The following is a 23741-nucleotide window of genomic DNA, read 5'->3' on the forward strand; positions in this document are numbered from 1 at the left end:
TTACTTTGTCCCACCAGATGGGCTTTGCGTCAACAACAGCTCTGCCCCTGAGTCGTCCAGCATGTAGCGGATACGCTCCTCTGGATACGTCGGATCAATTGGCACATACGCACCCCCGGCTTTCAAAATCCCGAAGATGCCCACGATCATATCCACCGAACGCTCGGTCATCAGACCTACTAGACGATCCTTCGTCACGCCTTGACTACGCAAGGTACGAGCCAGACGATTCGCACGTTCATTCAGCTCGCGGTAGGTCAACTGCTCTCCTTCAAAGAACAACGCTGCCTGCTCCGGTGTCTGCGCTGCTTGTGTCTCGAACAAGCCATGGATCGTCTGCTCGCTTGGATACTCGGCGGCTGTATCTCCCCATACGCCCAGAATTTGCTCGCGCTCCTGCTTGCTTAACATATCCAGCTCTTGCACCCGAATGTCCGGCTTCGCTGTCACTTGCTCCAGCAGTTGCACCAGATGGCCCTGAGTCCGTTCAACAGCTTCACGATCATATAGCTTCGCATTATATTCAAATCGGATTTTCATCGCTTCCTGCGGAATGACGAGCAGGTTGAAATCATAGTTGGTTTGTTCAATCATACCTGCATTGCTAATTTCAAAATCCGATTCTGCACCTTCGCCAAGTTGCTCGACCTGCTCCTCCACCGGATAATTTTCAAACACGATAATGTGGTTGATCAGGTCTTGCTTTTGCTCGCTTAAGGCTTGAATTTCATATAGCGGATACGTTTCATACGCTTGAGAAGCCAGCGCCTGCTGCTGATTCGCTTTGATCATGTCGGCAAAGGTTTCCTCAGCTCCACTGCGAATGCGTACCGGGATGGTGTTAATGAACAAGCCCACCATATTTTCGATACCCGAAATATCAGCCGGACGACCAGACACTACGCCGCCAAAAACAGCGTCGTCACTACCGTTGTACTTTTGAAGCAGCAAGCCCCATGCCGTTTGCAGTAATGTATTCGAGGTCACGTGGTGCTGCTTGGCAACCATTTCAATGCGCCCTGTCAAGTCCTTGCCCAGATCGCACAGCACATGCTCAAAAAGTGCACCGTCCGCTTTCACGCCTATTTTTCCGGTCGGAATCGAAGTTTGCTGATCATAGTCGAGCAAATAATCCTTCCAGTATGAAGATGCAGCCCCTACATCCTGAGCTTCAATCCACTCAATATACTGACTGTATGGAGTAACTGGGGCAAGCTTCGGTTCCCTATGCTCGACGGCTGCAAAATAAGCCTCAAACACCTCATCCGTTACCAACGCCACACACCAGCCATCCATCAAGATGTGATGAGAACTCCACACAAAATAATAATCCTCATCACCTGTTCGTAAAATCGCCACGCGCATCAATGCATCCCGGGACAAATCAAATCCGGCTGCCTTGTCTTTGCGAATAAATTCCTTCACATACGCGTCACACTCCTGCTCATCCAAATGACGCAGATCTTCATATTTGAAACCAATATCCTTGCGGCGGAAAATGACCTGCACAGGCTCATCCTGCCAACCACTGTAGAAATTAGCTCTAAAAATCTCATGCCGCTGCGCCAAATGATTCAAGCTATCTTGGAAAATATCCGCTTGGAAGCGTCCGCGCAAATCAAATGTCGTTTGTTCAAAATAAGCACCTGACTCTGCATCCATCAGACTATGGAACAACATACCTTTTTGCATTGGCGTTAACGCATATACATTTTCCAGTTCCCCAATGTCACGAGTCTGCTCTACCAATTGATCCAGCTCGGCCATGGTTACATTTTTAAGCATGACATCGCTTGGAGTCAGCTCCTGCTGTTTGCGGCCTGCGCAATGCGTGATGATTTCCCGCAAGCTGGTTCTGAACTCTTCGGCTAGCTGCTCCATCGTTTCACGGCGATATTCCTGGTTGCTGTAGCTGATCGTCAATTGAAGTTCGCCTTCCGAAATCATTCCATTAATGTCCAGCGTGTACGATCTGGCTGCATGTGCACTAAGCTCTTCACCGCTAGAGTAAGAAGATACGTCAATGGATTGATTTTGCATATCTTGATCAAATTGTCCCAAATAGTTAAAGCTGATTTCAGGTTCGGTTACAAAACGCTCTTGCTCACGTGCTGCGGACAGGTATCTCAAAATTCCGTAGCCAATGCCCTTTTGTGGAATGCGACGCAGCCCTTCTTTCACATGTTTGATGCGCTGTGAAAGGTCTTGCCCCACGTTCATATCCAGCACAACCGGGAATTGAGTCGTAAACCAGCCAACGGTGCGAGTAATATCCAGCTCTGGCAAAATGGACTCCCGTCCATGACCTTCCAGATTGACGAGCACTCGTCCAATGCCAGCCCAGCGATGAATAGTCATTCCCAATGCCGTAAGCAGCAAATCATTCATATCCGTGTTGTAGGCACGATGCGCCTGTTTTAACAACTGCTCCGTTTCCTGAGATGTCCACGTGGCAGTAACGATCTCGCTGTCCCTATTTAAGGAATATGGCTGTGGCTGGTCTTTTGGAAGCGGCTCATACATTCCCTGTTCAATTTCTTGCCAGAATGCGAGTTCCTCTGCAATTGCCGCACCGTTCGCATATTGAGACTGCCCATCAGCCCAGGTGCGGAACGAATCCGTTTTGTGCGGAAGACGAATCGCTTGTCCGTTCAATGCCTGCTCATAGGCTGTCGAAATATCCTCGAACAAAATGCGCCAGGATACGGTGTCCACCACTAAGTGATGAATCGCAATGAGCAAATGATCTCCATCTGGGCAATGGAACAGTCCCAGCTTCACCAGCGGTCCTTCACTTAAATGAATACCCGCTTGAATTTCATTCGCTTTGGCCTCGATAGCCACAGACACCTCGGTCTCATTGCTGAAGTCCGTCCGTTCCAGCGTATACAGCTCACCCTCACCAATCGCACGGTTCCAGGCTTCATATCCGTGCTCGGTAGGACGGAAAATGATACGCAGCGCGTCGTGGTGGCTAACCATTTGATCCATCGCCGTGCGCAGTGCCTGTTCATCAAAACCGTCCTTGCTATGCAGCATGATGGACTGGTTATGATGATGAGCATCCGTCAGGTTTTGCTCAAAGAACCATTGTTGAACGGGTGTCAGCTTCACAGCGCCCACCACTTCGCTCTGATCTGCCAATCTTGTAACAGATTGGACTTTCAGCGCCAATGCAGACACCGTTGGATTGCTGAACAGGTCTTTCATGTTCAGTCGATAGCCTGCTTGCAGCAATCGGGACGATACTTGCAAGGCCTTGATCGAATCGCCGCCCAGCTCGAAGAAGTTATCCTGCGTGCCTACCGTTTCCACGCCCAGCACCCCGGCCCATACCATAGCCAGCACCTGCTCTACCGTTGTACGCGGTGCCACATAGGCTGCACCTGTATGGATGCTACCTTCCGGCTCCGGCAAGGCCTTGCGGTCGATTTTTCCGTTGCTCGTCAGCGGCACCGTCTCCAATCGCATCAAGCGCGCTGGCACCATGTGGGCGGGCAGCCCTGCTTCCAGCTCTGCTTGTACCTCCTCGATCCGCAGCTCCGCTTCTCCCGTGATATAGCCGCACAAATACTTGTGCCCACGCTCGTCTGTCCGGTCGATCACTACCGCTTGACGCACACCCGGCACTCGCTGGATCACGGTTTCGATCTCGCCCAGCTCGATCCGGTAGCCCCGGATTTTGACCTGATAGTCCATCCGGCCGATGAAGTCCACATTCCCGTCCGGCATCCACCGCGCCAGATCGCCTGTGCGGTACAGTCGTTCACCCGGCACGTACGGATTCGCCACGAATTTCTCTGCCGTCAGGTCGGCACGGTTCAGGTACCCGCGTGCTACCCCGGCTCCGCCAATGCACAGCTCGCCCAGCACGCCGATCGGTACCGGATTCAGTTGGCTGTCCACGATATAAAAACGGGCGTTCAGCCACGCCTGACCAATCGGTACACTGCCGCTGCTTGGCAGCTTCGACAGCTCTTCGTCGTAGAAGCTGGAGTCAATCGCCGCTTCCGTTACGCCGTAGCTGTTAATGATCCGAATATCCGCCCCAAACCGCTCTTGCAGCACCCGGTAATCCGTCACGCTACAGCTATCCGAGCTCGTAATCAGCAGCTCCAGACTGCTCATGTCCAGTCCCTGTTCATATACATGCTGCATAAACGGTACGATCAGGGCTGGGGTCGATTCGAACACCGTAATCTGATAATCGCGAATCCAGCCATACAGACGGCTCGGGTCAATCCGGTCATCTTTCGGGCAGATGACCATCGTTCCGCCGTTATAGAGCACCCGTGCCATATCTCCGACGAATACGTCGAAGGAGAAGCTCGCCAGTTGCAGCAATCGTACCGGGAACTGATTCAGACGGTAATCCCGGCGATACGCCGCAGCCGTATTCACCAAGCTGCGATGCTCGATCATGACGCCCTTCGGACGTCCCGTTGTACCGGAGGTGTAGATCACATACGCCAGGTCCTGCGGCTCGTTGATAGGCTCAATATCCGCGGGTTCCCCGGTGTACAGCGACTCATCGTTCAACGCCAGTACAGTCTGCAAACGCAATCCTGTTGCTGGCTCGGATGTTGCTCTGTTTTCGTCCAGCCATACCTGGGCACGCTCCTGCAAGCCTGTTTGAGTCAACAGTACCGTCGCACCGCTGTCCTCCAACATGAAACGAATACGTTCTGACGGATAGTCTGCATCCAGCGGCACATATGCCCCTCCAGCCTTCCACACTGCCAGTACGCCGATCAGCATATCTACCGAGCGTTCGCTCAAGATGCCGACAATCGATTCACGTCCAATGCCTTCATTTCTCAATCTACGAGCCAACTGGTTCGCACGCTCGTTCAGTTTACGGTACGTAAGTTGCTGCTCCTCGTACACAACCGCCACGTGATCCGGTACAAGCTGTGCCTGTTCTTCCACAAAGGTATGGAACAGAGCTCCTGCTTCAACGGTAGCAACATCCGATACTCCCACATCTCCAAAACCGTAGATGATTTGTGCTTTTTCCTCGACGGTTACCATATCCAAAGTTGCCAGTGGCTGCTGCGGATGAAGTGTAATGGCACGAACGAGTTCGGTAAAATGCTTGGCCAATCGCGCAATTGTTTCAGGCTTGTACAGCGCCGTGCTGTATTCCAGACTGCACAGAATACCTTCCGGCTGCTCCACTGCATCCAGAGTCAAATCAAATTTGGCAGTATTATTTTCCGTCGGATACGGCTTTAAGGTCAGACCTTCCAGTTGCAACTCCTGCTGCTCAAATGTTTTCAGCTCAAACATCGTGTCAAACAGCGCATTTCGACTTGTATCCCGCGTTAAATTCAGCTTTTCAACCAGCTCTTCAAAAGGATAGTCTTGATGCTCATAAGCACTGAGCGCATGCTCTTTGACCTCCTGCAGATAACCAAGGAACGTTTTGTCGCCAGACGGATAATTGCGGATCGCCAACGTGTTGAGGAATACGCCTATTAGGCCACCCAACTCCGCATGGGGTCTTCCGGCAATCGGCGTTCCGACGATAATGTCCTCCTGCCCCGAATATTTATGCAAGAGCGTGCTGTACGCTGCAAGCAACACCATGTACAAGGTTGATCCGGTTTGAGCGGCCAGCTGCTTCAACTGCTCGCTGTCCTCCATGCTGATCGCAAAATCCAATCGAGCTCCTTCCAGACGCTGTACGGCTGGTCTTGCAAAATCCGTTGGCATATCCAGCGCCGGAATTTCACCAGCCATGGTTTTCAGCCAATAGCTTTCTTGTTCACGAAGACGTTCACTTTGCATATCTGCATGCTGCCAAACGGCATAGTCCTTGTACTGGATGCGAAGTGGAGGCAGCTCTTTGCCTGCATACAATTGAGAGAGCTCCTGCACGATAATTCCCTCAGTAACGCCATCCGAAATAATATGGTGCATGTCATAGAGCATAACGTGACGTTGCGGTCCGTTTTCCACTAACTGAACCCGCAGCAACGGTGCTTGCGCGAGATCAAATGCACGTACAAAGTCCAGTGCGTACTGCTGTGTCTCTTCTTCGCTTGCCTGCACATGCTCCACGTTGAATTCGACATTTGGATCAATTCGTTGAACAACCTCGCCATCCACCATATCGAATCTGGTTCGCAGGGTTTCATGACGGGCAATCAGCTGGCGGAAGGCTTGCTCCAGTCGCGTTTTATCCAAGGAACCTTCAATAATCAAAGCTTCCGGCATATTGTAACTAACCCCTCCACCTTCCAGGTGACTCAAAACGTACATCCGTTTTTGCGCCGAGGAAACTGGATAATATGCGCGCTCCTCCACAACAGGTATGGATACATACGTGTGCTGTGTCTGATGATCACCCATCACGTGTACCAATTGCTCAATCGTCGGATATTGGAAAATATCTCGCAGCGCCAGCTTGTGATGCAGCTCCTGATGAATTTTCGCCACCAGTGTTGTGGCGCGCAGAGAATGTCCTCCCACTTCAAAGAAGTTATCCTTAATGCCTATCTGCGAATGGTTCAATACGGCTTGCCAGATACGTACCAGCTGCTCTTCCAGCAATGTCCGCGGCGCAACGTACTCCGTGCCTCCCAAGCGCGCTTCCGGCGCAGGCAACGCTTTGCGGTCGATTTTTCCGTTTGGTGTCAGCGGGAAACGATCCAGTTGTACGACAAACGTCGGGATCATATAGCCCGGCAGCTTTGGCTGCAGTGCTTTGCGCAAATCCGGCAAACTCAGCGCCTCTGAGGCTACGAGATACGCACACAGGTCCTTGTTTCCGTCTTCGTTTTCCCAAGCAGTGACCATGGCTTTCTGAATGCCATCCACGGTCAGCAACTGCGCTTCCACCTCGCCCAGCTCAATCCGATAGCCCCGGATTTTGACCTGATAGTCCATCCGCCCAATAAAGTCCACATTTCCGTCCGGCATCCACCGCGCCAAATCGCCTGTGCGGTACAATCGTTCACCTGGTACATACGGATTAGCCACGAATTTCTCGGCCGTCAGGTCGGCACGGTTCAGGTACCCGCGTGCTACCCCGGCTCCGCCGATGCACAGCTCACCTAGCACTCCGATCGGCACCGGATTCAGTTGGCTGTCCACGATATAAAACCGGGCGTTCAGCCACGCCTGACCAATCGGCACGCTGCCGCTGCTTGGCAGCTTCGACAGCTCTTCGTCATAGAAGCTGGAGTCAATCGCCGCTTCCGTTACACCATAGCTGTTAATGATCCGAGTATCTGTACCAAACCGCTCTTGCAGCACTCGATAATCCGCCACGCTACAGCTATCCGAGCTGGTGATCAGGAGTTCCAGACTGCTCATGTCCAGCCCCTGTTCATACACATGCTGCATGAACGGTACGATCAGGGCCGGGGTCGATTCGAACACCGTAATCTGATAATCGTGAATCCAGCCATACAGACGGCTGAGATCAATCCGATCGTCTTTCGGGCAGATAACCATCGTTCCGCCGTTATAGAGCGCCCGTGCGATATCCCCGACGAATACGTCGAAGGAGAAGCTCGCCAGTTGCAGCAGCCGTACCGGGAACTGGTTCAAACGGTAATCCCGGCGATACGCCGCAGCCGTGTTCACCAAGCTGCGATGCTCAATCATGACTCCCTTCGGACGTCCCGTTGTACCGGAGGTATAGATCACATACGCCAGATCCTCCGGCTCATTGATAGGTTCGACATCCGCAATATCTCCGGTGTACAGCGACTCATTGTCCAGCACCAGTACAGTCTGCAAACGCAGCCCTGTTGCTGGTTCGGATGTTGCTTTGTTTTCATCCAGCCATACCTGGGCACGCTCCTGCAAGCCTGTTTGAGTCAGCAGCACCGTCGCACCGCTGTCCTCCAACATGAAACGAATACGTTCTGACGGATAGTCTGCATCCAGCGGCACATACGCGCCTCCAGCCTTCCACACTGCCAGTACGCCGACCAGCATATCTACCGAGCGTTCGCTCAAGATGCCGACAATCGACTCGCGTCCAATGCCTTCATTTCTCAATCTACGAGCCAATTGGTTCGCACGCTCGTTCAGTTTACGATACGTAAGTTGTTGCTCCTCGTACACAACCGCCACGTGATCCGGTACAAGCTGCGCCTGTTCTTCCACAAAGGTGTGGAACAGGGCTCCTGCTTCAACAGCAGCAACATCCGATACCCCCACATCTCCAAAACCGTAGATGATTTGTGCTTTTTCCTCAACGGTTACCATATCGAAAGCTGCCAGTGGCTGCTGCGGATCAAGTGTAATAGCACAAACAAGTTCGGTAAAATGCTTGGCCAATCGCGTGATTGTTTCAGGCTTGTACAGCGCCGTGCTGTATTCCAGACTGCACAGAATACCTTCCGGCTGCTCCACTGCATCCAAGGTCAGATCAAATTTGGCAGTATTATTTTCCATTGGATACGAATTTAGAGTAAGACCTTCCAGCTGTAACTCCTGCTGCTCCAATGTTTTCAACTCAAACATCGTGTCAAACAGCGCATTTCGACTTGTATCCCGCGTTAAATTCAGCTTCTCAACCAGCTCTTCAAAAGGATAGTCTTGATGCTCATAAGCACTGAGCGCATGCTCTTTGACCTCTTGCAGATAATCAAGGAACGCTTTGTCGCCAGACGGATAATTGCGGATCGCCAACGTGTTGATGAACACACCTACCAGGCTCTCCAGTTCCGCGTGCGGTCTTCCTGCAATCGGCGTTCCAACCACGATGTCCTCTTGGCCCGTGTATTTATGCAAGAGCGCGGTGTACGCTGCCAGCAGCACCATATACAGTGTTGCGCCTGTTTGTGCAGCCAGTTCTTTCAGGCGTTCGCTAACTTCACGCTCCAGTCCGAATTCGATCGTATTCCCTGCTGTACTCTGCATCGCCGGACGGGCAAAGTCGGTTGCCATATCCAGCACAGGCAGTTCGCCTCGGAAGGTGTCGAGCCAGTACGCTTCCTGACGCTGCATCCACTCCTGATGGGCTTCGCTTTGCTGCCATACCGCATAATCCTTGTACTGAATCCGTAATGGCGATAGCTCTTCACCGTCATACAAGCGGACAAATTCATCGGTCAGCACCTCCATGGACACACCATCCGAAACGATATGATGCATGTCGAGCATGAGCAAATGCTGCGATTCTTGCTCTACTCCTTGTATGCCCAGGTCCACCAAGCCTACCCGCAGCAGCGGGGCGACTTGCAGATCGAACGGACGGACAAAGCGTCGCACCCGCTCTTGCGCTTCCTTGCTCACTATCGTGTCCGTATCCGTAGTGGCTGCACCCTCTGCCTGTACCTTTGCATATTCCACCTCGAACGGCACGGTGTCCTCAATCCATTGCATCGGCTCACTGTCCACCAGTTCAAAGCGGGTACGCAAGGTCGCATGGCGAGCAATCAGTTGACGGAACACGTCCTCTACTCGTTTCACATCCAGCGGACCGCTCACTTGCAGCACCGACGGCATGTTGTAGTTCACATCATTCGGGTCGAACTGATGCAGCACATACAATCGTTTCTGCGCCGAGGATAATGGGTAGAAGCCACGGGCTTCCGTCACCGGAATGGACGCATACGCCACTTGATCCAGACTTTCCAGTACCGTTGCCAGTTGTTCAATCGTTGGTGCTTCAAAAATACTGCGCAGTGGAAGCGGCTTGTTCAGCTCCTTGTGAATCTTCGAGGCCAGTGTCGTCGCCCGCAGTGAATGTCCGCCAATCTCGAAGAAGTTTTCCTTTACACCCACCTGCGCCAAGCCCAGCACATCCTGCCAAATTTGCGCCAGCTTCACTTCCACCCACGTCCGCGGTGCGACATAATCCGCTCCGCTTTGCAGACTGCCTTCCGGTGCTGGCAGCGCCTTGCGGTCGATTTTGCCGTTCGGACTCAGCGGCATCTGCTCCAGCTGTACAAAGTACGATGGCACCATATAGCTTGGCAGCTCCCGGCCCAGCTCACTTCTCAGTTCATTTCTCAGTTCACTAGCTCCGAGCTCTTGCCCGGCGACGTAGTACGCCACCATTTGTTTTTGCCCTGTTTCATCCGCACGAGCCATGACAACCGCTTCTCGTACCGACTCCACCTTCAACAACTGTGATTCGACCTCGCCCAGCTCGATCCGGTAGCCCCGGATTTTGACTTGGTGGTCGATCCGGCCCAAATATTCGATATTGCCGTCCGGCATCCATCTCGCCAAATCACCCGTGCGGTACATCCGCTCATAGCCTGCTTCGCCACCCGCAAACGGGTCCTTCACGAATTTCTCTGCCGTCAGCTCTGGACGGTTCAGATAGCCGCGTGCTACACCTACACCGCCGATGCACAGCTCCCCTGCAACCCCAATCGGCTGCAATTGCTCCGTGCCCTCCTTCACGATGTACAGACGGATGTTCTGAATCGGTTTTCCGATGGGAATGACCGCATATTTCTCCGTCGGCTCGCAATCAAAGTACGATACGTCCACCGTGGCTTCGGTTGGTCCGTACAGATTAATCAGCTTCGCTCCAGCGATACCTGACACGAGCCGTTGGAACCGCGCTACATGTTGCGGCGGCAACGCTTCTCCACTGGCAAATACATGGCGCAGGGTTCCCAGCTTCGCTTCCATCATTTCCTGCGGCTGCTGCTCCACATACTCCAGGAACGCATGCAGCATCGCAGGCACAAAGTGCATCGTGCTTACGCTATCGCGGGCAATCGTGTCTACGATATCCTCGGGATTCTTTTCCCCGCCAACCGACAGCAGACTCACCTTCGAGCCAACCATCGACCACCAGAACAGCTCCCACACCGATACGTCGAACGTGAAGGCGGTCTTTTGCAGGATCGTATCCTCCGCACTCAAGCCGTACCGATCATGCATCCACAAAATCCGGTTCAGCACGGAATGGTGCTCAACCATAACGCCCTTCGGTTTTCCAGTCGAGCCGGAGGTGTAGATCACATAGGCTACATGACGCGGTCCAGCCAGTGGCTCCAGATTCGAGCCGTCTTCGTGGTACATGTCCTTGCCATCCAGCACCGGACAATCCAGCACCAGCACCTTGCCGTCGAAGCTCAGCGACGCCTGCTCGGCTAAATGCGATTGCGTCAGCACCAGCTTCGCTCCTGAATCCTCCAGCATGAAGCGGATACGGTCCGTCGGATATTCCGGGTCGATCGGCACGTAAGCTCCGCCTGCCTTGAGGATCGCATAGATGCCTACGATCATTTCCAGCGAGCGCTGTACCAGAATGCCCACCGGCTGATCCGGTTCAATGCCTTCTGCACGCAAGGTGCGTGCGAGACGATTGGCTCGTTCGTTCAGTTCACCGTAGGTCAACGCCTCTGCTCCCAACAGCACTGCCACCTGATCCGGTGTTTTTGCCGCCTGTTCCTCGAACAGCGCGCTTAACGTCTGATCCTTCGGATAAGCTGCCGCCGTAGCTCCCCAAACCTGAACAATCTGCGCTTGTTCTTCCGGTGTTACCAATTCCAGCTCATTCACACGGATATGCGGATTGTCTACAATTTGCTCAATCACATGCAATACATGTCCTTGCATACGCTCCACGGTAGCCCGATCGTACACATTGGCGTTATATCTAAACATGATGCGGAAGACTTCATCAGGCATCACAATCAAGTCCAGATCATAATTCGTTTGCTCAACAACCTCTACATTTGTAATTTCAAAAGCGGACGGACGAACCTCACCAAGCTGCTCTACCTGCTGCTCTACCGGATAGTTCTCAAATACCATAATGTGGTTAATCAAATGCTGCTTCTGCTCCGTCAGCGCCTGAATTTCATACAGCGGGAAGCTATCGTATGCTCCCGAGGCCAGTGCCTGCTCCTGCGTTTTCCGCATGATTTCCACAAAAGTGGCATTCCGTTCACTTTGAATCCGAACCGGGATCGTATTAATGAACAAACCGATCATATTTTCTACACCAGCAATATCCGTCGGACGTCCAGATACGACACTCCCGAAAATAACATCCTCATTGTTGTTATATTTCTGCAAAATAAGGCCCCACACGCTCTGCATCAGCGTATTAATCGTTACCTGCTGCTGCTTCGCAATCCGGTTCATGGCTTCGCTCCACGCTTGATCCAGCTCCACTGTTATATTTTCAGAAATATATTCGCTGGTCTCACTTGCTGTAGCAGACAGAGCACTTTCCCTCTGGTCTTTTAATGTAGCATCCGAACCAGGTAACAAAGTCTGCTGTTCAAAGCCCGCCAAATAGCTGCTCCAATAATCTTTTGCGGCACGTTCATCCTGACGCTCCAGCCATTCGATATATTGACCATATGGGGTGATATTAGCAAGCTCCGGCTGCTTCTGCTCCAGCAGCGCAAAGTACGTACCGAACACTTCACCTGTCACCAGTGACAAGCACCAGCCGTCCATGACAATGTGATGGAAGCTCCACACCAAGTGATACGTCTCTTCATCTGTCTGCAACACCTGTACGCGCATGAGCGCATCGGTACCGAGATTAAAGCCCCGAGCCTGATCCTCCAGCTTGAACGTCTGAATATATGCCTGTTGCTCCGCTTCCTGCATTCCGCGTACATCCTTGAAGGAAAGGTCGCTATCTTTGTGACGGAGCACGATCTGCAACGGCTCCTGATTCTGTCCTGTCTCAAACATATGGAAATTCGTCCGCAGCGCTTCATGACGCTGTGTCAGTAGATCCAGACTCTTCCGGAAAACAGCCACATCGAAGCTGCCTTTTTGATTAAACGACGCTTGCTGGAAGTATGCGCCTGATTCCGGCTCCATCAAACTATGGAAAAGCATCCCCTTCTGCATAGGCGAGAGAGCATACACATTTTCCAGCTCACCCACAGCAGCCATTTGCTCCGTCAATTGTTCCAATTGCTCCAACGTCAAGCCCTTGAACAAGACATCGCTTGGTGTTAGCTCACTCCGCTCTTTGGAGGCACAATGAACGATCACTTCCTGCAAGCTCTCCTGCAGCAATTGTGCAAATTTTTCCACGTTTTGTTGATGATATACCTTGCTGTCATAGCGAATTTCCAACTTGAGCACGCCTGCTGTAATCATCCCGTTCACATTCAGCGGATGCTCCAGAGCGGTACGGTCACTCATCGGCTCTCCACCTGTATGCGAAGACAGCGTGATATCACCATTTTCCAAATCCTGATCAAATTGTCCCAAATAGTTAAAGCTAATTTCAGGCTGCAAAGCCAAGGAAGGATTGGTATCATGCTGCTGAGACATATATTTCAAAATACCGTAGCCAATGCCCTTATGTGGCACACGACGCAGGTCTTCCTTCACCCGTTTGATTCGCTGACCAACTTCTGCCTTGCCGTCAACATCGAGCAGCACCGGATATTGGCTCGTAAACCAGCCCACTGTACGCGTGATGTCGATATCTGGAATAATGGCTTCCCGGCCATGTCCCTCCAGGTTGACCAGCACACGCTCCTGATCGCTCCAGTTGTATAACGCTGTACCCAGTGCGGTTAACAGCAGATCATTGACCTCTGTGTTATATGCACGATGTGCTTCCTGAAGCAGCAGTCGTGTTTCCTGCTCACTCCAGGCCACGGTCACCGTCTCACTATCTCTGATCAGAGAATGCGGTCCTTCCGCGCTCGCTTGATCCTTAGGCAACGATGCGAATTCCGTTTGGGCAAGGTTCTGCCAGTATTCACGCTCGTCTTCGATGGCCGGACTATTCGCATATTGAGACAAGTGCTCTGCCCAAGCGGAGAATGAGTCCGTTTTGTATGGTAGACGAATGGCTTCTCCCTGAACGGCCTGCTCATACCCGGTGGCAAAATCCTCAAATATAATCCGCCATGAAATGCCGTCTACGACCAAATGGTGGATCGCAATCAGCAAATGATCTCCGTCCGTGCAACGGAAAAGCCCCAGCTTGACCAGTGGTCCCTCATCCAGACGAATGGAACTTTGAATAGCGTTCGCTTTCTCTTCAATGGCCTTCATCACGTCCGCAGCGTCTTCGACGCCCGTCAAATCAACAACGTCCAGACTATATAGCTTGCCTTCGTTCAAGCCACGATTCCACGCTTCATAGCCCTGTTCGGTCTGACGGAAGACCATGCGCAGCGCATCATGATGCTCAGTGACCTTCGTTACCGTTTGATGCAATGCGGCTTCATCGAAGCCTTGCTCTCTATACAGCATCACCGACTGGTTGAAATAATGCGGCTCTGCTGTGGATTGTTCAAAGAACCATTGCTGAATCGGGGTCAGCTTGACCGCTCCCGAAGCCGCACGCTGATCGGCTGTACGGCTGACCTTGTGGACATGACCACTCAGCAACGATACGGAAGGATATTGGAACAAATCCTTCATTTCCAGCTTGTAGCCCGCTTGCAGCAAGCGGGAGGATACTTGAATCGCCTTGATCGAATCGCCGCCCAGATCAAAGAAATTATCCAAAATCCCGACTCTCTTGGCCCCTAATACAGCCTGCCAAATGGAAACCAAAGTCTGTTCCAGCGCTGTGCGCGGCTCTACATAATCCGCTCCGCTTTGCAGGCTGCCTTCCGGCGCTGGCAATGCCTTGCGGTCGATTTTACCGTTCGGTGTCAATGGCATCTGCTCCAACTGGATGAAATACGAAGGCACCATGTAGTTTGGAAGTTCCTCGCCCAGTAAGCCGCGCAGCTCTCCTGCACTCACGTCCCGTTCAGCAACATAGTACGCCACCAGTTGGTTTTGCCCCTGCTCGTCCGCCTGAGCCAATACGATCACTTCTTGTACGGCCTCTACTTTCAACAAGTGTGCTTCAACCTCGCCCAGCTCGATCCGGTAACCCCGAATCTTCACCTGGTGGTCGATCCGGCCCAAATGCTCAATATTTCCGTCCGGTAACCATCTTGCCAAGTCTCCCGTCCGGTACATCCGCTCATACCCAGACTCTCCGTTTGCAAATGGATTGGGTATAAATTTCTCGTCTGTTAGCTCGGGACGATGCAGATATCCTCGCGCCAGACCTGCCCCCGACACACACAGCTCTCCAGCTACGCCCACGGGTACCAGATGTCCATGCGCATTTACGATATACACCCGATGGTTCGGCATCGGACGTCCGATGGATATCGTTTCTCCCACGCTCAGATTGTCGGATACCGGCCAAATCGACGTGACAATCGAATTCTCTGTTGGACCATAAGCATTGTAATAAGCCACTTGGTTTTTCCACTTGTTTACCAGCTCTGTCGATGTCGCAGACCCTCCCGTAAGCAGGACGCGCAGGTCTGGCATTCGCTCCGGCTCGAGATACACCGCGTATGTTGGTGGCAGTAGTACGGCTGTAATCTGGTATTCCGTCATATACTGTTCGAAGCGCTGATAGTTCAAAATCGTTTCCGTCGTCGGTATATACAATGTGGCTCCGCAAAACAACGCCTGAGATACTTCCCAGCAAGCCGCATCAAACGAATAGCTGGCAAACATCAGAATATGATCTGACAATCCAATGTGCAGCGTCTGATCAAAATAGGTTTTCAGGTTGCACAGCCCACGGTGCTCCACCATCACGCCTTTGGGCTTGCCTGTCGTTCCTGACGTGTAAATCACATAGGCCAGATCGTTTGGACCGGAGATCGGTTCCAGATTGGAGCCGTTCTCGTGATATACTTTCTGTTCTCCATCCAGCACCAGAACCAGACCGTCAAAGGCCGCCTTTTCCACCAGATGGCTTTGGGTTAACAAGAGGTTCGTCCCCGAGTCATCGAGCATGTAGCGGATACGTTCTTCTGGATACGTCGGATCAATGGGGACATACGCGCCCCCGGCCTTCATAATGCCGAGCATTCCCACGATCATATCCACGGACCGCTCGGTCATCAGACCGACCAAACGATCTTTCGTCACGCCGTGACTCCGCAAAATTCGGGCCAGTCGGTTTGCCCGCTCGTTTAACTCGCTGTAAGTTAGTTGCTCTCCTTCAAAGAACAGCGCCGCCTGCTCCGGTGTCTGTGCCGTTTGCGCCTCGAACAAGCCGTGAATCGTCTGCTCGCTTGGATAGTCCGCTGTCGTATCTCCCCATACGCGAAGAATTTGCTCGCTTTCCTGCTTGGTCAGTACATCTAACTCACGTACAGGAATATCCGGGTTAGCCACCACTTCCTCCAGCAGTTGCATCAGGTGTCCTTGAATTTGCTCTATACCTTCGTGTTCAAAGACCTGTGCATTGTAGCCAAATCTTATCTGGATTGTATTCCCTGGCATAACGATCAAATTGAGATCATAGTTCGTTTGTTCGACCGACTCAGCTCCCGTAATAGTGAAGCTGGATTGCTTACCATCACCCAGTTGCTCAATTTCTTTCTCCACCGGATAATTTTCAAAAATCATTATATGGTTAATCAAATCCTGCTTGAGTTCTGACAAGCCCTGAATTTCATACAGCGGGTACGTGTCGTAGTCATGGGAAGCCATAGATTGCTCCTGAATTTGCTTCATCACGTCTGAGAATAAGCTATCCTCACGACTGCTGATGCGTACAGGGATCGTATTGATAAACAGACCAATGATGTGCTCCACATTTGGAATCTCTGCCGGACGTCCAGATACGACGCTGCCAAACACAACATCATCCGTACCATTATATTTTTGAAGTAAAATGCCCCACACCGTCTGCATCAGCGTATTAATCGTCACCTGATAACGCTTGGCGATGCGCTGAATCCCAGCCGTCAGACCCGCGCCCAAATCAAAATCCAAACGCTTCGTCTGATAGCCTGTGTTACTCTGGATTTTAGCCTGTGGCAAACGGGACTGCTCCTCATATCCATCCAGATACCTGCTCCAGTAATTTGAAGCTGCATGTCGATCCTGCTGCTCCAGCCACTCAATATATTGGCTATATGGCGTTACAGGTCCCAGTTCCGGCTGTTTATGGGCGAGAATCGCAAAGTAACTTGCAAATACCTCATTCGTCACCAGTGCCAAGCACCAGCCATCCATTAAAATATGGTGAAAGCTCCATACAAAACGATATGTTTCCTCAGCCGTACGCAAAATTGCGACACGCATCAAAGTATCCTCCGCCAGATCAAAGCCTCTCTGCTTGTCTTTGCGCGTATATTCGAGGATATAATCGTTCCGCTTTTCTTCCTCCACATCTCGCAAATCCTCTACATACAACTCACTGCGTTTATTCCGGTACACAATCTGCAAGGGCTCATCCTTCCAGCCGCTATAAAAATTTGTCCGTAGTACAGAATGCCGCTGTACCAGCATTTCCAGACTTGCTGCAAACGCAGCCAGATTAAAAGATCCTATCAGGTCAAAGGAGGACTGCTCAAAATAAGCACCCGATTGAGAATCCATTAAATTGTAAAACAGCATCCCCTTCTGCATCGGTGTCAGTGCGTATATATTCTCTGCTTCTCCAACCGACCGCGTTTGTTCCACAATGGCATCCAATTGCTCCACGGTAAGTTCCTTAAACAATACATCGCTAGGTGTTAGCTCCGTCCGTGCTTGAGATATGCAATGCCTGATCACTTCCTGTAAATTCTTCTTTAACAGATGAACCAGATTTTCTATTGTATCCTTGCAGAATGCCTTGCTATTATATTTAATCTCAAGCTCCAACTTGCCGTCTGTTACCAATCCTACCACGTCTAAAGCAGATTTCATCTCAATTCGGTCGCTGAAATCTCTTCCGGACGAATAGGGTGAAGTGTGAATATTACTATTTTGGAGATCCTGATCAAACTCTCCCAAATAGTTAAAATTCACTTGTGGTTCAGGATGGCCCCCTTTTTGACCTGTTTTACTCAGATATCTCAAAATACTGTAGCCAATTCCTTTATGCGGTATTTGGCGCAGATCCTCTTTAACCTGTTTAATATGTCTTGACACATCAGATTTCTCTCTAACATTCAACAAAACCGGATATTGGCTTGTAAACCAACCAACCGTACGAGAAATATCAATGTCTGGTATAATATCCTCCCGTCCGTGCCCTTCCAGGTTTATAGGGATACTCTCTTGGCCCGTCCAGGCATGCAGCGTCATACCAAGAGCAGTCAACAGCAAATCGTTCACTTCCGTGCTATACGCATGATGCGCTTGTTTCAACAGTTGAACGGTCTCTTCCTCTGTGAGCTGCATTGTTACGGTGTCCATGTCCCGAATTATAAATCTGCCATCATGCTTATAATCCTCAGGTAATACAACCTGATCAGAACTGATTACTTTCTCTAATTGCTCCCAATACGCGCGTTCACTCTGCATTGCCGGGCTAATTGCATAAACAGCCAATTTTTCAGACCAGGCACGAAAGGAGTCCGTCTTATCAGGCAAATGAATTGCTTCTCCATTCACAGATTGCTTATAAGCAGTCGCGAAATCTTCAAACAAGATACGCCACGATACCCCATCCACTACCAAATGATGAATCACGATCAGCAAATGGTCACCATCCGCACAACGGAACAAACCAACTTTCATTAGTGGCCCTTCATTTAAAGAAATACTGCTTTGAATCTCATTGGCTTTATCCTCAATTGCTTGGTTCAGCTCCGATCCAATTGGTATATCATGGAAGTCCAGCACAACTAGATGATACAGTTCACCTTCTTGAGTCCCCCGATTCCACGCTTCATAGCTATGCTCCGTTTTGCGGAACACCGTTCGCAGAATGTCATGATGTTCCACCAGTTTTGTCAGTGTCAGGCGCAGTGCCAACTCGTTAAATCTCTGATCCTGGTGTAGCATGACAGGCTGATTAAAGTGATGTGCAGCCGTTTGATCCAAATCTGCAAACCAATGTTGAATCGGCGTAAGCAACACATTCCCCTTTACCTCACCCTGCTCGGCAGTTCTGACACCCACCACACTCAAATACGGAGCCAATTCTGACACACTCGGATGCTTAAATAATGTCTTCATATCCAGCCTGTAGCCTGCCTGAAGCAGACGTGAAGATACTTGAATTGCCTTGATCGAATCGCCGCCCAAATCGAAGAAATTGTCGAGCAAGCCAATTGGCTTTTTACCCAGTACAGTTTGCCAGATGGAAGCCAGTACCTGCTCTGCATCCGTTTGTGGAGCAACATATTCACTTCTATCCTGAAAATTTGCTTCCGGTGCTGGCAGTGCTTTGCGGTCGATTTTACCATTCGATGTCAGCGGCATGTCCTCCAGTTGTACGAAGTACGAAGGCACCATGTAGTTTGGGAGCTTCTCGCCCAGCAAGCTGCGCAGCTCACCGGCCTTCACTTCCCGTTCTGCCACATAGTACGCAACCAGTTGATTTTGTCCCTGCTCATCTGCCTGAGCCAGTACGATCACCTCTTGCGCATCTTTCACTTTCAAAATTTGCGCCTCGACCTCAGCCAGCTCAACCCGGTACCCCCGGATTTTCACCTGATGGTCGATCCGGCCCAGATATTCGATGTTGCCGTCCGGCATCCATCTCGCCAAGTCACCTGTCCGGTACATGCGTTCATATCCCGCTTCTCCATTCGCAAACGGATTCGGTACGAATTTCTCCTCCGTCAGCTCTGGACGATCCAGATAACCGCGTGCCAGACCCTGCCCGGATACGCATAACTCACCCGCGACGCCCACTGGTGCCAGATGACCATGTGCATCCACCAAGTACACCCGATGGTTTGGCACAGGACGTCCGATGGAAATCAATTGTCCTGCTCTCGCATCCTCGGACACCGGCCAGATCGACGTAGCTACCGAGTTTTCGGTTGGGCCGTAGCCGTTGTAGTACGCAACCTGATCCTTCCACTTGTACACCAGCTCTGTCGACGATGCTGATCCGGCTGTAAACAGAATACGCAGGCTCAGCATCCGCTCCGGCTCCAGATAGACCGCATAGGTCGGCGGCAAGGCTGCCACGGTAATGTGATGATCCGTCATATACTGCTCGAATCGCTCATAGTTCAAAATCGTCTCTGATGTTGGCACATACAGCGTAGCTCCGCAGAATAGCGCCTGGAAGATTTCCCAGCAAGCCGCATCGAACGAATAGCTGGCGAACAACAACGCATGATCCGACGTGCTGATGTGTAGCGTCTGATCGAAATAGACTTTCAGGTTGCACAGTCCGTGATGCTCCAGCATAACGCCCTTCGGCTGGCCTGTGGTCCCTGATGTGTAGATCACATACGCCAAATCGTTCGGCCCGGATACAGGCTCCAGGTTTGAACCGTCCTCGTGATAGACCGCCTGCCCTCCATCCAAAACCAGCACCTTACCATCAAAAGCTACGTTGCCCACCAGATGGCTTTGCGTCAACAACAGCTCTGCCCCAGAGTCGTCCAGCATGTAGCGGATACGCTCTTCCGGATACGTCGGATCAATTGGCACATACGCGCCCCCGGCCTTCATAATGCCGAGCATTCCCACGATCATATCCACGGACCGCTCGGTCATCAGACCGACCAAACGGTCTGTCGTCACGCCGTGACTCCGCAAAATTCGGGCCAGTCGGTTTGCCCGCTCGTTTAACTCGCTGTAAGTTAGTTGCTCTCCTTCAAAGAACAGCGCCGCCTGCTCCGGTGTCTGTGCCGTTTGCGCCTCGAACAAGCCATGGATTGTCTGCTCGCTTGGATACTCGGCGGCTGTATCTCCCCATACGCGCAAGATTTGCTCGCGTTCTGGCTCACTCAATACATCCAGCTCACGTACCGAAATATCCGGGTTAGCCACCACCTGTTTCAACAGCTCCACCAGATGACCCTGAATTTGCTCCACACTTTCGCGTTCAAATGCTAGCGCATTGTAGACAAAGCTCATGTGGATCGTGTTCCCCGGCAGGACCACCAGGTTAAAGTCATAGTTCGTCTGCTCGACGGACTCCATTCCCGTAATGCGGAAGCTGGATGCTTCCCCCTCACCCAACTGCTCTATTTGTTCCTCCATCGGGTAATTTTCAAAAATAAGGATATGGTTGATCAAATCCTGCTTCAGCTCCGACAGCCCCTGAATTTCATACAGCGGGTACGTATCGTAGGCATGGGAAGCAATGGATTGCTCCTGATTCTCCTTCATCACGTCCGAGAACAGACTGTCCTTATGACTGTGAATGCGTACAGGAATCGTGTTAATAAACAGACCGATGATATGCTCCACATTTGAAATCTCTGCCGGACGTCCAGATACGACGCTGCCAAACACCACATCATCCGTGCCGTTATATTTTTGCAGCAACATACCCCACACCGTCTGCATCAGCGTATTAATCGTCACCTGATAACGCTTGGCGATGCGCTGAATCCCAGCCGTCAGACCCGCGCCCAAATCAAAATCCAAACGCTTCGTCTGATAACCTGTGTTACTCTGGATTTTAGCCTGTGGCAAACGGGGCTGCTCCTCATATCCATCCAGATACCTGCTCCAGTAACGCAAAGCCTTTTGACGATCTTGATGCACTTTCAACACATCCAATGTTTCTTCCACTGTAATCTGCTCCAGATCGCCCAGCTTTGCATCGGGATTCACCACAATAGTTTCCATTACTCGTACGAAGTGCCGAGCGATTTGCTCCACCGTTTCCCGTTTATATAATGCTGACGCATACTGTAAATCGAACTGAATGCCATCCTGTTCCTCGGTTGCTACCAACGCCAGATCAAATTTTGCTGAAGCTTGCTCCACGGTATACGATTGAAAACTCAGATTTTCCAGCTTTAGTTCACTTTCTTCAGTATTTTGGAGTACCAGCATTATGTCAAATAAAGGATGACGATTCAAATCCCGCCTCACGTTCAGCTTTTCCACCAATTCCTCAAATGGATAGTCCTGATGCTCATACGCTTGCAATGCTTGGTTTTTCACGTCTTCCACATAGCTTCGGAACGTTTGCTTAGCGGTTGGATAATTGCGCATTGCCAGTGTGCCAACAAACATCCCGATGATCGGCTCCAGATCGGCATGCGGCCGTCCCGCAATCGGAGTCCCGACAATGATATCTTCCTGTCCAGTATACTGATGCAGCAGTGCTGTATAGGCTGCAAGTAGCACCATGTACAGCGTTGAACCTGTCTGCGCCGCCAGCTCTTTCAAGCGCTCGCTAACTTCGCGCTCCAATCTGAATACAACCGTGTCGCCTGCCGTGCTCCGTACCGCCGGACGGACAAAGTCGGTTGGCAGGTTCAGCACAGGCAGATTACCCCGGAAAGTATTGAGCCAATACGCTTCCTGACGTTTCATCCAATCCTTTTGCGCTTCACTTTGCTGCCATACGGCATAATCTTTGTATTGAATCCGTAGCGGTGGCAGCTCTTCATCGCTGTATAAGCGAGCAAATTCGCGAGTCAACACGCCCGTCGACACACCGTCCGAGATGATATGGTGCATATCGAGCATCAACAGATACTGCGGCTCTTCTTCTATTCCGTGGACGCCCAAATCAATCAGGGCTACCCGCAGCAACGGAGCGGCTTGCAGATCAAATGGACGTACAAAGCTTTGGATCATTTCTTGTACTTCCCTGCTCACAAGCTGCTCGGACACCGATGCATGCCGTTCCTGCACTGCATCACGACGTAACACTTCCACATCGGTTTGTCGATCTGCTTCTGCACAAGCTGCGACATGTCGCGCCTGCACCTTCGCATACTCCAACTTGAACGATACGGTATCCTGAATTTGCTGCTTCGGATCGTTATTTATCATTTCAAAGCGGGTGCGGAGTGTTGAGTGGCGTGAGATCAACTGACGGAATACTTCTTCCATCCGCTTCACATCCAACGGGCCGCTTACCCGGAACATAGCAGGCATGTTGTAGTTTACATCGTCAGGGTCAAGCTGGTGCAATACGTACATCCGCTTTTGCGCGGAGGACAGCGGATAAAAAGTTCGTTCTTCCGCCACCGGAATCAACGCATACTTCATCTGTTCCAAACTTTCAATCACTACAGCCAACTTTTCAATTGTTGGAGCTTCGAAAATACTGCGTAACGACAGGGATTTATTCAGTTCTTTGTGAATCTTTGAAGTCAAGGTGGTTGCCCGCAGTGAGTGTCCACCAATCTCGAAAAAGTTCTCTTTCACGCCGACTTGCTTCAGGCCCAATACATCCTGCCAAATTTGGGTCAGCTTCGATTCGACCCACGTCCGCGGTGCTAAATAATCCGTTCTGCCTTGCAGATTATCTTCCACTGCTGGCAATGCTTTGCGGTCGATTTTGCCATTCGGGCTTAATGGCATCTGCTCCAATTGTATAAAGTATGATGGCACCATATAGCTTGGCAGCTCTTGGCCCAGCTTGCTTCTTAGCTCACTTGCGTCGATTTCTTTCCCGGCGACGTAATACGCGACCATTTGCTTTTGCCCTGTTTCATCAGCTTGAGCCATGACCGTTACTTCCCGTACAAAATCAACTTGCAGCAGCTTCGACTCAACCTCACTCAGTTCAATTCGATACCCGCGGATTTTCACCTGATGGTCGATTCGACCGATAAACTCCAGATTTCCATCCGCCTTCCAGCGAGCGAGATCCCCGGTTTTGTACATTCGCGTTCCTGCTGAAAATGGATTATCTACAAATTTTTCAGCCGTCAATTCCACACGATTCCAATAGCCACGGGCCAAACCTTCCCCTGCAATGCATAGCTCACCTGGTACACCGATCGGCTGCAACTCACCCTTTGCGTTAATAACATACATTTGCGTATTCGCGATAGGGCGTCCAATGTCAATCTGTTTGGCCTGGGTAAGTTCCTGTACTGCCGACCACACCGTCGTTTCTGTAGGTCCGTACATGTTATAAATGC

The 23741-nt window shown here is 51.2% G+C and carries 1 protein-coding gene (running past one end of the window); it reads right to left on the minus strand.

The window, feature by feature from the left end:
- Positions 1-23741 carry the 3' portion of a non-ribosomal peptide synthase/polyketide synthase gene (locus HPL003_RS22060; RefSeq protein ID WP_052310829.1) on the minus strand. It continues 6262 nt past the right edge of the window, so only the last 23741 of its 30003 coding nucleotides appear in the window; its start codon lies beyond the right edge, outside the window; the stop codon is at positions 1-3.

Origin of the sequence: Paenibacillus terrae HPL-003 (genome assembly GCF_000235585.1) — a bacterium.
Lineage (GTDB): Bacteria > Bacillota > Bacilli > Paenibacillales > Paenibacillaceae > Paenibacillus > Paenibacillus terrae_B.